The 14,788-nt window shown below is 34.4% G+C and carries 11 protein-coding genes; all 11 read left to right on the forward strand.

Translation table 11 applies throughout. The annotated features are described in order from the left end of the window. Window positions 1–116 precede the first annotated feature (116 nt). On the forward strand, window positions 117–2,138 hold the full coding sequence (locus ENO17_02220; GenBank protein ID HER23855.1) for a S1 RNA-binding domain-containing protein: 2,022 nt from the start codon (window positions 117–119) through the stop codon (window positions 2,136–2,138). A gap of 170 nt (window positions 2,139–2,308) precedes the next feature. After that, window positions 2,309–4,027 (forward strand): type II secretion system protein GspE, encoded by a 1,719-nt coding sequence (gspE, locus tag ENO17_02225; GenBank protein ID HER23856.1) that lies wholly within the window; start codon window positions 2,309–2,311, stop codon window positions 4,025–4,027. A gap of 177 nt (window positions 4,028–4,204) precedes the next feature. Further along, window positions 4,205–6,850 (forward strand): alanine--tRNA ligase, encoded by a 2,646-nt coding sequence (gene alaS / locus ENO17_02230; GenBank protein ID HER23857.1) that lies wholly within the window; start codon window positions 4,205–4,207, stop codon window positions 6,848–6,850. A 26-nt stretch (window positions 6,851–6,876) separates the two neighbouring features. Then, complete coding sequence (gene ruvX / locus ENO17_02235; GenBank protein HER23858.1) at window positions 6,877–7,308, forward strand: Holliday junction resolvase RuvX; 432 nt, start codon at window positions 6,877–6,879, stop codon at window positions 7,306–7,308. Further along, on the forward strand, window positions 7,305–8,258 hold the full coding sequence (gene mltG / locus ENO17_02240) for an endolytic transglycosylase MltG (GenBank protein ID HER23859.1): 954 nt from the start codon (window positions 7,305–7,307) through the stop codon (window positions 8,256–8,258). The genes ruvX and mltG overlap by 4 nt, the downstream gene beginning before the upstream one ends. Before the next feature lie 53 nt (window positions 8,259–8,311). After that, a complete protein-coding gene (locus tag ENO17_02245) occupies window positions 8,312–8,923 on the forward strand; it encodes a uridine kinase (protein HER23860.1) in 612 nt (203 codons plus the stop codon). 120 nt (window positions 8,924–9,043) lie between these two features. After that, the gene (locus ENO17_02250; GenBank protein ID HER23861.1) at window positions 9,044–9,568 is read left to right on the forward strand and encodes a YqeG family HAD IIIA-type phosphatase; all 525 of its coding nucleotides are present in this window, start codon (window positions 9,044–9,046) and stop codon (window positions 9,566–9,568) included. A gap of 219 nt (window positions 9,569–9,787) precedes the next feature. Continuing rightward, on the forward strand, window positions 9,788–10,546 hold the full coding sequence (locus ENO17_02255; protein ID HER23862.1) for a DUF3307 domain-containing protein: 759 nt from the start codon (window positions 9,788–9,790) through the stop codon (window positions 10,544–10,546). 38 nt (window positions 10,547–10,584) lie between these two features. Next, the gene (gene gspE / locus ENO17_02260; GenBank protein HER23863.1) at window positions 10,585–12,309 is read left to right on the forward strand and encodes a type II secretion system protein GspE; all 1,725 of its coding nucleotides are present in this window, start codon (window positions 10,585–10,587) and stop codon (window positions 12,307–12,309) included. Window positions 12,310–12,325: 16 nt separating this feature from the next. Continuing rightward, window positions 12,326–13,447 carry a GAF domain-containing protein gene (locus ENO17_02265; GenBank protein HER23864.1) on the forward strand — a complete coding sequence of 374 codons (1,122 nt, stop codon included), beginning with the start codon at window positions 12,326–12,328 and terminating at the stop codon, window positions 13,445–13,447. A 143-nt stretch (window positions 13,448–13,590) separates the two neighbouring features. Next, a partial coding sequence (locus ENO17_02270; protein HER23865.1) for a type II secretion system F family protein occupies window positions 13,591–14,788 on the forward strand: 1,198 nt, incomplete at its 3' end.

The raw sequence follows: 14,788 nt of genomic DNA on the forward strand, positions 1-14,788 counted from the left end.
GTATATAGTCTATAGTATCTAATATATAGTAAAGAAAATAGAAATCAGGAGTCAGAAACCAGAAATTTTTACTGGATACTTAATACTCGATATTATAATATAACGCTATACGCTAAATGCTATACATGAAAAGGAAGGAAGTAAGTACTATGGAGTTAAACAAAAAAAGTGAAGTAGAAGAAACCGAACAAAATTCTAAAGAAGAAATGAATGACATGATCAATAAATCTTTAGAAAAGTTTAAAAAAATAAAAAGAGGAGATATAATTAAAGGTCAGGTAATAAAAGTTGATGAAGACGGATATCTGGTAGATATGCAATATAAGATAGACGGTCACCTGCCCAAAAACGAAAAATCACTCTTTTCTGAAAAAGAAGAAACCATCACCCATACTTTAGAGATTGGTGATGAAGTTTATTTATATGTGGTTGATGTTGACGGAAAAAACGGAAGTATTACCTTATCAAAAGAAAGGGCAAAATATTTTCAATTATGGGAAAAGCTCAATGAAACATATAGAAAGAAGGAGAATATAAATGCAGAGGTAATTGAAAAAAATGAAAATGGCTTGATTGTTAATATAGGATTAAAAGGATTTGTACCCAAATCGCAGATTGAATCCAAATTTATAAAAGATGAAGATTTAGATAAATATATTGGAAAAAAATTAGATTTTATCATAATAAAACTGGATAAAAATGAGAATAAAGTTATTCTTTCCCATCGTTTGGTTGTAGAAAAAGAACGAAAAGTAATGCATAAAAAAACTCTGGCTAATTTGGAAGTAGGGCAAGAAAAAGAAGGAATTGTGACCAATATTACCAAATTTGGGGCATTTGTTGATATAGGTGGAGTCGAGGGATTGCTTCATATTTCAGAAATTACCTGGCGTGATATGAAAGATGCTACTATTTTGCTCAAAGTAGGGGATAAAATAAGAGTAAAAATTATTGAGTACAATAAAGAAAATAAAAAAATATCCCTGAGCATAAAACAATTTTCCCCGGATCCCTGGGAGAATATTGAAAAGAGATATTCTATCGGTGACGAAATAGAAGGAAAAGTAATAAAAATAATAGATTTTGGTGCTTTCATTGAAATAGAAGAAGGCTTGAATGGATTGTTGCATATTTCAGAAATGGCCTGGGCATACGTAAAGAATCCTTCAGAATTGATTAGCGAAGGAGAGGTTTTAAAATTAAGAATTTTAGAAATCGATCCTGAGAAAAGGAAAATATCTTTAGGCTTAAAGCAATTATTGCCAAATCCTTGGGATGAAGTAAAGAAAAAATATCCTGTTGGTTCAGTAGTAGAAGGGAAAATCACCCAGGTTACTTCTTATGGAGCTAACGTAGAGTTGGAAGCAGGAGTATCTGGCGTTATTCATTTATCTGAAATTGATTGGGAATTTATTGAAAGGCCTTCTTCAGTACTTAAAAAATATATGTTGCTTCCCTTGAAAGTTATTAGAATTGACGAGGGTGCCCACTTGTTATTTTTAAGCAGAAAACAAACTTTACCTAACCCCTGGGAAAATATAGATAAATTCTATAAAATAGATTCTGTGGTGAAAGGCAAAGTAATAAGATTAAGAGATTTTGGGGCATTTATTAAATTAGATCAGGGAATAGAAGGATTTGTACCGGTATCAGAGATAGATTGGGAGAGAATTAAACATCCGAGTGAGAAACTAAAAAAAGATAAGGAATACGAGTTTAAGGTAATCAAAATAGATAAAGAAAAATCACAACTTACTTTAAGTCAAAAAAGATTATTACCTGACCCCTGGTTAGAGATTAAAAATAAATATGCAGTAGGAGCAATAGTAGAGGGGAAGGTAGTAAATCTTACCGATTTTGGAGCCTTTATTAATCTGGAAGACAATATTGATGGTTTAGTCCCCTTATCGGAAATATCCCATAATAAAATAGATAATCCAAAAAGTGCTCTTTCGGTGGGAGAAGTAGTGACAGCTTTGGTGATAAAGTTAGATAGCAGAAGGAAAAAGATAAGTTTAAGCATTAGAAGAGCTGAAAAAGAAGAGCAGAAAAGATTTATTAAGGAATATAATAAAAAACAGAGTGTAGATAAAATATTATTTAAGGATTTATTTGGGGACCTGTTTCCAAAGAAATAAAATAATCGAGAATGAATAATTGTTAGTATAAATTCTTGGTTTTTAATTTATAGTTTTTAGATAAATTGAAAGCCACTAAATACTCAGTACGAATTTATTCTGATTCTCATTTTCTGTTCTTTTTGCGAGATTCAGGATAAAAACTAATAAGCAGTACGGGAGTTAGATAAATGGAAATGCCAAAAAAAGCTTTTACCAATAAAAGAATAGGCGAACTTTTAATTGATAAGGGATTAATTACTCATGGTCAATTAAAAGAAGCCCTTGAAATGCAGAAAAATGGTAATGAGAAGCGGTTAGGTGAAATATTTGTTGAAATTGGAGTGATATCCAAAGAAGAACTTTATGAGGTCTTACAATATATTTACGAGACAGAATTAGTAGACCTATCGAACTATGTAATAGACCCGGAAGTGATCTCTCTAATACCCGAAAAGACAGCCTTACGCTTAAAATTAATTCCACTCAGTAAAAACAACGGTGAATTGGTTATCGCCATGGCTAACCCCCTAGATGTCTATGCTATAGATTTTATCAGAGACCACACCAAGGTTAAAAAGGTTAAATCATTGATGGCACCAGAAGAAGATATTCTAAGCGCTATCACCAGTTACTATCAATTGGGTGAATATGACGATATCATCGAAAGACTGGGAACTGAAGTAATCTTTAGAGAGGAAGAGATAGAGGAAGATTCTAAAAAATTAGAAGCGATAAGCAGAGAAGCTCCAATTATACAACTGGTAAATATGTTAATCGTACAAGGTGTTAAAGATAGAGCAAGCGATATACATATTGAACCAAATGAAAAAGGGCTTTTAATTCGTTTTCGTATTGATGGAATGCTTCATGATATTAGAACCTTACCCAATAGTATAAAATCCGCTATTATATCCCGAATAAAAATATTAGCCAAGATGGATATTGCTGAAAGACGCCTTCCCCAGGATGGACGATTCCAGGTAACCTTCGGAAGCAGGGAGGTTGACTTAAGGGTTTCCAGCATTCCTACCGTATTTGGAGAAAAAGTTGTTTTGAGATTGTTGGATAAAAGTAAGGGATTGATAAAATTAGAACAGTTAGGATTTCTCACCGAGCAATTAGAAGAATTTCGATCGATAATAGCCAGATCCTATGGCATAATTTTATTAACCGGACCTACCGGAAGCGGAAAAACTACGACTTTATATGCTGCTTTAAACGAAGTAAATTCTAATGATAAAAATATTATTACTGTGGAAGACCCGGTGGAATATAAGTTAAATCGTATAAATCAAATCCAGGTAAAACCAAAAATAAATTTAACTTTTGCCAATACGCTTCGCTCAATATTAAGACAGGATCCGGATATAATTATGGTTGGAGAAATAAGGGATGGTGAAACAGCTCAAATTGCCGTACAGGCTGCTTTAACCGGACATTTAGTTTTAAGTACTCTTCACACCAATGATGCCGCTAGCGCCATAAATAGATTGATAGATATGAATGTTGAAACCTTTTTAATTTCCTCTTCGGTGATTGCGGTAATAGCACAAAGATTGGTTAGAGTTATATGTGAACAATGTAAGGAAGAGTATGAGCCCGGAAAAGATGTTTTAAAAGCACTTAATCTAACAGACAATTCGAACGAGGATAGCCACCCGGTTAAGCTCCATAGAGGAGCAGGTTGTCCTTTGTGTAAAAATACCGGATATTATGGAAGAACTTCCATCTATGAACTTATTGCCTTGGATGAGGATATTAGGGAATTAATCATATCAAAAGCCTCAAGTAATATTATCAAGGAAGCTGCTATTAAAAAAGGGATGAAAACGCTTAAAGAAAGTGGATTGAAAAAAGTATTGCAGGGGATTACCACCATTGAAGAAGTGCTGAGAGTAGCAGGATAGAAGAATAATACCGTTTCGCATCGAATAAATTCAGCAGCCCCTACAAGAAATCTATCGTAAAGCTTATCATTATTAAAATGTAATAGATATAGGAGTTCGATTTACGAACCCGTTCCGCTTAGAAAATTACAAAAATAATAAGGACTATCGGAAGGAGTAATGGTAAAAGTGAAATACATGACTAGTAATGAAATCAGAGAAAAATATTTGAGATTTTTCGAAAGTAAAGGGCATAAAATAACTCGTAGTGCCTCTCTGGTACCTTCTGATCCTACTATTTTACTTACTATTGCCGGAATGGTTCCTTTCAAACCAATATTTTTAGGTCAGGTTAAATCATCTTTAAAACGGGCTGTCTCCAGCCAGAAATGTATTCGAACAAATGATATTGAGAATGTAGGAAAGACCGCTCGGCATCATACTTTTTTCGAAATGTTAGGAAATTTTTCTTTTGGTGATTATTTCAAGGAAGGCGCCATTAAATGGGCCTGGGAATTTTTTACGGAAGTGATCGGTTTTCCGGAAAAAAAATTATGGGTTTCCATTTTCAAAGATGATGATGAATCATATGATATCTGGCATAATCTTGTAGGGCTTCCCGAAAAAAAAATTACCAGATTGGGAGAAAAAGATAATTTTTGGAAAGTAGGACCAACCGGACCTTGTGGGCCTTGTTCAGAAATATATATAGATTTGGGAGAAGAGAAAGCATCAAAAGAAGGCGGAGGGGTAGGTGTTGATGACCGATATTTGGAATTATGGAATTTGGTATTTATGCAATACAACCGCGAAGAAGACGGTTCGCTAACCCCATTGCCCCAAAAAAATATTGACACCGGTTTAGGATTAGAAAGAATTGCCTCTGTTTTACAAAAAGCTGATACCGACTTTGATACAGATCTATTTTTGCCTATTATAGAATTTGTAGCCCAAAATGCAGGGTTAAAATATAAAGAAGACCGAAAAAACGACTTGGCTCTAAAGGTAATTGCTGATCATACAAGAGCGTTGGTCTTTATGATCTCTGATGGAATAATACCTTCCAATGAAGGTAGGGGTTATGTTCTCCGAATGCTATTAAGAAGAGCATTTCGATTTGGAAAGGTGCTCAACTATCATCAGCCATTTTTATACGAAGTAGCTCCGATTGTAATAGGCTTAATGAAAGAAGTATACCCGGAAGTTTACCTGGAAGAAAATCGTATTTGTCAGGTTATTCTTGCCGAAGAAAAGAGATTCCAGGAGACTTTAAATATTGGAATACAGATATTGGATAATTTAAAAGAAGAATTAAAAGCGGAAAACAAGGATAAGCTGAGTGGAAAAGAAGCATTCAAGCTTTACGATACCTATGGATTTCCCTTAGAACTAACCAAAGATATCTTAGAGGAAGATGGTTTCGGGATTGAAGAAGACAATTTTAAACGCGAAATGAATATTCAAAAGGAAAGATCCAGAGAATCTTGGGTGAAAACAAAAACGAGTGCCGAAGATGATAAAAATAATCAGAAATTGTACCAGGATATTTTACAAGAAAGAGGAGAAACAGAATTTGTAGGCTATGATGCTATTGAAGTGAAAAGCAAGGTAATAGCTATTAGCAAGGAAGATAAATTGGTAGATAAAGCCAGTACGGGAGATAACTGTAAAATATTTTTAGAGAAGACCCCATTTTATGCTGAAAAAGGTGGTCAGATCGGTGATAAAGGTTTTATTACTTATGCCTCTAAAAATAATTTAGTTGCAGAAATAATAGATACCCAAGTCACTGCCGATGGCTTAATTGTTCACTTTGCTGAAATAAAGCAAGGTGAAATAAAAGTTGGAGAGGAAGTGCTCGCCAGGGTAGATTCTTTACAAAGAAAAGCAATTGCTCGAAATCATACTGCAACCCATCTTCTGCATGGCGTGCTTAGGGAAGTATTGGGGGAGCACGTAAAACAATCCGGATCAGCAGTAAATAGTAATCATCTGCGTTTCGATTTTAACCATTTTGCCCCTTTAACCAGGGAAGAGTTAGAAAAGATAGAAAATTTAGTCAACGAAAAAATTCTGGATGCCTTAGAGGTAGAGACCAAAATTAGTACTTTTGATAAGGCAAAAGAAATGGGGGCAATAGCTCTCTTTGGTGAAAAATATGGCGAAGAGGTAAGAGTGATAAAAATCGGAGAATTCAGTCTGGAATTATGCGGAGGGACTCATCTCAATTCTACTTCCCATATCGGTATATTTAAAATATTGAGTGAAGAGGGCATAGGAAGTGGCTTAAGAAGGATAGAAGCAGTAACCGGTTTTAAAGCTTTAGAATATATCGAAGAAAAAGAAAGTATTATCAAAGAAGTTTCAGAAAAATTGCAGACTATACCTTCTGAAATACCGGTAAAGATTAATCAAATAATTGACGATACTAATCAAATGAAAAAGAAAATAAAAACGATGCGTAATAAGTTAACCCATTATGAAGTTGATCAGTTGTTATTTAAAAAGAAGGAGATCAAAGGAGTAAATGTTATATCACTTAAAGTTGAAGCAGAAGACGATCATGAATTAAGAAATTGGGGAGATCTAATTAAAGAGAAAATCAAAAGCGGTATTATTGTATTGGGTACAGAATTAGACCGGGATAAAGTTGCCTTACTCGCTATGGTCAGTGATGATTTAGTCCAAAAAGGTTATAACGCCGGAGATATTATTAAAGCACTTGCTCCTATGGTTGGTGGAAAAGGCGGAGGCAAGAAAACCATGGCTCAAGCGGGTGGCTCGAAAGTAGATAAATTGGGCCAAGCATTAGAAAAAGTATTCAATTTACCCATTCTCCAATGAACCAATTTTACAAGAGGTCTGGAATTTTGCGAATTTTAGGAATAGATTTAGGCGAAAAAAGAATCGGAATTTCTGTAAGTGACGAGTTGGGAATTACTGCTCAAGGACTACCGACCATTAATTCAATTTCTCCCATCGAAGATTTAAAGAGCATAAAAGAAATTATTGACCAATATAAGGTAACAAAAATAATTTTAGGTTTACCTAAAAATATGAATGGTTCCCTGGGAAGACAAGCCCAGAAAGCCATATCTTTTGCAGAAATATTAAAATCGTCTTTTCAATTACCCGTAGAATTGGAAGATGAAAGATTAAGCACCAGTAAAGCGGAAAAATTTTTAATTGAAAATAACCGAAGCAGAAAAAAAAGAAAAAAGGTTATCGATAAAATGTCAGCAGTGATCATTCTTCAATCTTTTTTAGATAGGAAGATGATGAACAAAGAGATACAAAGATGAATTTTATTCATAAATTGTTTTTGATATTTTGTTCGCTTATTTTAATTGCTATCTTATTTATTACCGCTGTATATATCCCTTTAGAAGAAAATTCTACCGTTCAAAAAGTAGTGAATATTCCTTCCGGTACTAACGCCAGAGAGATTGTGGATGTATTGGAAAAGAATGACATCATTAGAAAAAATAATGTCGTAATCAGAATTTTAACCAAATTATTGAAGTTAGAAGACCAATTAAAATATGGCGAATACTACCTCAGTCCCTCCATGAATATGTTCCAAATCCTGGATAAATTAGTAAAGGGAGAAGTAATTACCTACAAAATAACCATTCCGGAAGGTTATACCTACATTCAAATTGCCGAATTACTAGAAAAAAAAGGAGTTGCCGAAAAGGAAGCCTTTGTAAAATTAGTTAAATATGGTGAAAAAAATACGGAAGGGTATTTATTCCCTGACACCTACGAAGTGCCTAAAAATTATGGAGCACAAAAGCTGCTTAACACTATGTTGGCTAATTTTAACCAAATAAGTATAGAAAAAAAATTTACCGCTAAAGCGGAAGAATTAGGGTTTTCTTTGAATGAAATCGTTATTTTAGCTTCAATTATCGAAAAGGAAGCCAAATTTAGCGATGAAAAAAATATGGTATCAACTGTTTTTCATAATCGATTAAAGCAAGGTATGAAGTTGCAATCCTGTGCTACTATCCAATATATTTTAGGAAAACCGAAAGAAAAATTAAATGAAAACGACTTAAAAATTGATTCTCCTTACAATACTTATCTTTACAAGGGTCTTCCTCCCGGTCCAATCTGCAATCCCGGCCTTGATTCAATTATGGCTGCCCTTGAACCGGAAGAAGAAGATTATCTATTTTTTGTTTTAGGAGAAAACGGCAGACACCTATTTTCCAAAACCTACCAAGAGCATTTAATGAATAAAAAGTAAAAAAGGTAAACTTTCGTGCCAGGCACTAAAGTTTACCTTTTAAGGAGAGAAAGATGAAACCACTAATCATTGGCATTGCTGGAGGGACCGGTTCGGGGAAGACTACAGTAGCTCGTAGAATCTATGAAAGCTTAAAAGGCATAAACGTGGTGGTAATTCAACAAGATGCCTATTATATTGATTTAAGCCATCTTCCGATAGAAGAAAGAAAGAAAATAAACTTTGATCATCCTTCGGCTTTTGATAGTGATCTTTTGATAAAACATCTAAAAAAATTAATAAAAAGTGAAGAGATTGAAAAACCTATCTACTCTTTTACGGATTATACTCGAAAAAAAGAGACCGAAAAAATACTTCCCCGAGATATTATCATATTGGAAGGTATTTTAGTTTTAGAAGAGGAAAAAATAAGGAACTTATTGGATATTAAAATTTACGTTGATGCCGATGAAGATGAAAGATTCATTCGAAGGTTAGTTAGAGATACCAAGGAGAGAGGAAGGACGATGGATTCGGTGATCGAACAATATTTACATGTGGTAAAACCTATGTTCCTTCAGTTTGTTGAACCTTCCAAGAGATATGCAGATATAGTTATTCCTCAAGGTGGACTAAATGACGTAGCGATTGATATAATAGTAAGTAAAATCAAATCAAGAACCTAACTCGTAAAAACTACTCCCCATATTCCCTCTCACCCTAACCCTCTCTCTCCGAGGGGAGAGGAAAGTAAGTGGAAAATAAAGGTGGGGAGGTGAAAAGCATAGGAGAAAAAATTGTTTGAAATGTTAAAGCCAAAAAAATATGTAAATTCAGTGTATAATATAGATTTGTCAAAGTTAAAAAAGGTAAAAAACATTAAAGGTATCATTATTGACTTAGATAACACTTTGGTAGGCTGGGGCGAGAAGGAAATTGACCAAAAAATGATTGATTGGGTCAAAGAAGCAAAAAAAATAGGATTAAAAATATGCATTGTATCCAACACCAATTCTAAAAGGGCTGAAAAATTTGCCAAAATACTTAATATCCCTTATCACTCCAAATATTTTAAACCTTTTAGTATAGCCTTTAATCATGGTCTTAAAATTTTAGATACACCTAAAGCGAAAACCGTAGTAATAGGCGACCAGATATTTACTGATATTTTAGGAGGAAACCGGTTAAAACTGCAAACCATTTTAGTCACTCCATTAGTTAAAAGGGATTCCATAGGAACCTACTTTCAACGCAATTTAGAAAAAATACTACTCTCCTTCTGGATAAAAAAAGGAATAATAAAGAAAGAAATCGGCAATTGGCCAAAGTAAATTAGTATATAGTATATCGTATATAGTATATAGTTAAAGAAAAAAAGAATGAAAGAAAAAGTAGATAATTTTTAAGGTTGAATTATGTCTGACTGCTAAACAGGCAAATAAATAAATAGGATAACTGATTTATAAATAATGTTATTTTGACCATATACTAAAAACTGGATACTCGATACTATCTTTCCCGATTCTGTTTTAATTGGAGACGTAGCGCCCATGTCCCTATTTTATAGATTATTATTAGCCCACATAATAGCAGATTTTCCGATGCAGACTGATCAAATATTCAAAGCCAAGTCCAATACCGAATGGGGAGTATTTATTCACACCCTAATCGTATTGATATTTTCTGTTCTCTTTACTTTTCCTTACTTGGAAGATCCCAAAGTAATAATCATACTGTTAATTATCTTTATATCCCATACGGTGATTGATAAATTAAAGTTGGAATATTCCAAAAAAGTGAAACGCCCGAGCATTAAAATATTATTACTCGATCAAACCTTACACATTTCCATTATTGCGGTGTTAACAATTAATTTTAGTGAAAGTTATTTATTGGTTTCACCGTTTAATAGTGTTTTTTTGAAACACTTGATAGATATTTATAATAATGATATATTGATGGTATATTTAGCAGGATATATCGTTTCGGTATTTTTTATTCCAATTTTGCTTTTACACATGAGAGAAGAAAATGTTCCTGATAATCCTGCGAAATTAAAAGGGTCAAAAATACTAACCATCATCAAACCGGAAAATCAACTATTGGATAAATTTTATCGCTTATTTTTAACTCTTTCGGCACAGTACCTGTATGATAAATATATCCTGATAATTTTTATTTGTTTTGTTATCATCAGCTTTGTTCCTTACCAGAGAAGTGAGGAAAAAATAGAAAAGGTGTATAATTTAAAAAGGATCATCAATTCTTCATTGGCTATATTTGTCGGAATAATATTAAAAATGATCTAATCCCCCACCAGCAAACGTAACGGAGGCATAAAATAGAAATGAAAAGGACAACCGATAGAAGTATTACCGGGAATTTTTTATCAGATTTATTATACGAAAAGAAGTTAATTACCGAGGAACAGTTAGAGAAAATTTTAAAAATTCAGAGAGAGAACGGCGGTAAGGAACTTCAGAAAATCATTATTGACCTGGGAATACTCAAAAAAGACGAAATGATGCTCGCCTTGGCGGATGAAATCGGAGAAAAATATGTCAACTTAAATGATATAACCATTGATCCCACCATCGTTGTTCTAATTCCGGAAGAGATGGCACGAAGACATCAGCTTATTGCTATCGATAAAGATGAAAAAAAATTAACGGTAGCTATGGCAAATCCTTTAGATGTTTTTGCCCACGATGAACTACAGATCAGATTAGGGTATGATATCGAAACAGTACTATCCTACGGTGAGGATATCGATAAAGCCCTGGACGTAGTATTCGGGGTTACTGATGAATGGGATCAAGTCATCGGTAAAATTGAAAATATGCAGGTTACCGTACTAAAAGAAGAAGAAAAAGAAAGAACCGATATATCCGCCATAGCCGAAAGCGAAGAAGCTCCGGTTATTGCCCTGGTCAACTTGGTAATCTTAAGGGCAGTTAAAGAGCGTGCGAGTGATATTCATATTGAGCCCTTTGGTGAGGATATACTTAAAGTTCGTTATCGAATAGACGGAATATTACATGATGTAATGTCTCTTCCCAAAAAACTGCAATTATCGTTAATTTCCCGAATTAAAATAATGTCAGATCTGGATATTGCCGAAAAAAGGTTACCTCAAGACGGCAGGATACAGGTGAATATCGCGGGAAGAAATATTAATATACGAGTATCGGTCTTACCGGCAGTTACCGGAGAGAGTGCAGTTTTAAGAATACTGGATCCCTCAAGCATCTTATTAGAATTAGATGCTTTGGGTTTTTCTTCGAATATTCTTCCTGATTTCTTATCTTTAATAAAAAAACCTAACGGCATTATCCTGGTAACCGGTCCTACCGGAAGTGGAAAATCTACTACCCTATACACCACTCTAAATTTACTCAATTCCACCGAAAAGAAGATCATGACTATAGAGGATCCGGTAGAATATAGATTAAAAGGCATCAGTCAAGTTCAGGCTAAACCTAAAATCGGGCTTAATTTTGCCGCCGGACTAAGAAGTTTCCTGCGGCAAGATCCCGATATTATGCTGGTCGGAGAGATCAGAGATAGAGAAACTGCTGAAATAGCTGTTCAGGCAGCTCTTACCGGACATATTGTGCTGAGTACTCTTCATACCAATGATGCCCCCAGTTCGGTAATAAGATTAATCGATATGGGAATAGAACCCTTTCTAATTTCCTCTTCGGTGGTGGGAATTATCGCTCAAAGATTAGTGAGAACAATATGCCCTAAATGCAAGAAAGCAATTAAAATAACTCCTGATATAAGCAAAATATTGAACGAATATGGAATAAACAGCCAGGAAATCATCTTGTATAAAGGTGAAGGATGCCCTTACTGTAAAGATACCGGATATAAAGGCAGAATTGCTATTTTTGAACTGATGATAATTACAGAAAACATTAGAGATTTAATTAGTAGAAATGTCACTACCGGAAAACTGAGGGAAGCCGCTATTAAAGAAGGTATGATTCAATTAAGGGAAGATGGAATAAGGAAAGTTTGCGAAGGCCTAACCACCATTGAAGAAATTTTGCGAGTCGCCTCATCTTAAGAATGGAAAGGAGTGGATGGAAATAACTCTTGATCAGAACGAAGAAAATAATTTAGAGAAATTAAAAAGGCAAGTTTTACAATTAGATGCTTTAAATAAAATTTCTTTGGAATTAACCAGGACCACCGATTTGGATGGCCTATTAAATAAAATAATAAAATATGCTGCCATTCTGGTAAAAGCAGAAGCCGCTTCCATACTGCTTTTAGATAAAGAAAAGAATGAATTATATTTCAAAGTAAGTCTGGGTAAAAAAAGCCAGGAAATAAAAAAATATAGGGTAAAGGTCGGAGAGGGAATTGCCGGTTGGGTAGCAGAAAAAGGAGAATCTCTGATAGTCAATGATGTTACTCAAGATACAAGATGGCAAAAAAGTATTGATAATGCTACCAGTTTTTCTACTAAATCGATTATTTGTATTCCCTTAGTTTTAGAAGAAAATATTATGGGAGTTATGGAAGTCATCAATCAAAAAGACAAAGAGTTTTTCGATAAGGATGACGAAGAAATCTTGAACTCATTCGCTAACCAAGTAGTTATTGCCCTTTGGAATACAAATATTGTAGAGGATTTAAATAATTATTTTATACATATTACTGAGATATTGATCCAGGCATTGGAAAATGAATCCCTTGGTCCCAAAGGACATTTCATAAGGTTAGCTCGATTGGCCACACAGGTTGGCTATAAACTGGGAATAAGCGGAAAAGATTATAATAATTTATATTATTCTGCTCTATTGCATGACCTGGGAAAAATTAAACTAAGCAGAAATATAGATATTGGCTTCAAAGAAAAAGAGAATTATCATTTGATTCATAGTGATATTAGTTTACACCCCATAGCAGGTGCTAATATGTTAAAACAGATCAATCTATTTAAGGATATCGTTCCCATTGTTAAACATCATCATGAAAATTATGACGGAACCGGCTTTCCCGACGGATTAAGGGGCGAAGAAATCCCTCTTTCCTCACGAATTATAGCAGTAGTTGAAGATTATACCAAAATCCTCTATAATGCACCTATAGAGAGTTATCATGAGAAGGAGAAAGCGGTAAACGAATTACTTTCTCTCGCCGGAAAAAAGTACGACCCGAAAGTTATAAATGCTCTCAAAGAAATTGTACGAGCTTGATTTATCAAGCCCGTAATGAAAAACGGGTTGGATAGATCCGACCCCTGCTTAATGGGTGAATTAATTTATCTGTCAATTGGTGAATTGGAGAATTGGTGAATAAACCAATTGGCAAACTATATAAATCGAGGAGAATCAATTAAATGGCTACTTTTGTCTATAAAGTCAGAGACCGTTCCGGTAAAGTCTTTACCGGAAACATGGAAGGGGACAGTAGAGGTTCTGTTGTCTCCCGTCTAAGAGAAATGGATTATTATATTACTTCGGTTAACCAAAAAAGGAAAAATGTTCTCTTTTCTACACAAATAAAACTTTTCCAAGGCGTAAAACTCAGAGATCTCACCATCTTCTATCGGCAATTTGCGACTATGGTCAATGCCGGTTTAACCCTGGTAAACTCCTTAGATATCTTAACCGAGCAAGTTGAGAATAAAACATTAGCCGATAATCTTAAGGCAGTTAAGGCAGATGTTGAAGCCGGTTCTACCCTAGCAGATGCCATGGCAAAATTTCCTACAGTATTTTCTGAATTATATCTCAGTATGGTTAGAGCAGGGGAAATCGGCGGCGTATTAGATGATATATTAAATAAAATTGCCGATCTAATGGAGAAAGAGTTTGCTCTTAAGCAGAAAATAAAATCTGCTATGTCTTATCCTTCCTTTGTCGCCGGTGCTGCCGTTCTTATGTCGGTTTTTATGTTAGCCTTTATTTTACCACAATTTGTAGGAGTCTTTGCAACGTATGGAGGAAAATTACCTGCTCTTACTCAATTTTTTATTACTTTAACTCAATTATTTAATAAATATTGGTATCTATTTTTTATCGTTCTTGCAGGTTTAGTTGCTGCTTTTTTGGCTTATATAAAGACACCGAATGGTCAATTAAATTTTGATAAAATTAAACTAAGTGCCCCTATAGTTGGTGAAATCAATAGAAAAGGTTCTATTGCCAGATTTACCAGAATTCTCGGAACCTTGATTAAAAGCGGAGTTCCTATTTTGGAGGCATTGCAGGTATCCTCCAATGCTATAGGAAACTTAGTCATATCTTCAGCTGTTCTTGGTGCTAAAACAAAGATAAAAGAAGGACAGAGTATCTCAAGCCCTCTGGCCGCCAGCGGAGTATTTCCACCTATGGTTACTCAGATGATCATGGTTGGGGAAGAGAGTGGTGAATTAGAAGAAATGTTAGTTAATGTAGCAAAATTTTATGATGAAGAAGTAGATAGGGCTGTAGAGAGGTTAACTGCCCTCATTGAACCACTGATGATGGCCTTTATAGCTTTAACTGTTGGTGTGATGATCATTGCCATGTATCTACCCATATTTAGCATGATAA

Source organism: Candidatus Atribacteria bacterium (assembly GCA_011056645.1).
In the GTDB taxonomy this organism is placed as follows: Bacteria; Atribacterota; Phoenicimicrobiia; order Phoenicimicrobiales; family Phoenicimicrobiaceae; genus Sediminicultor; species Sediminicultor quartus.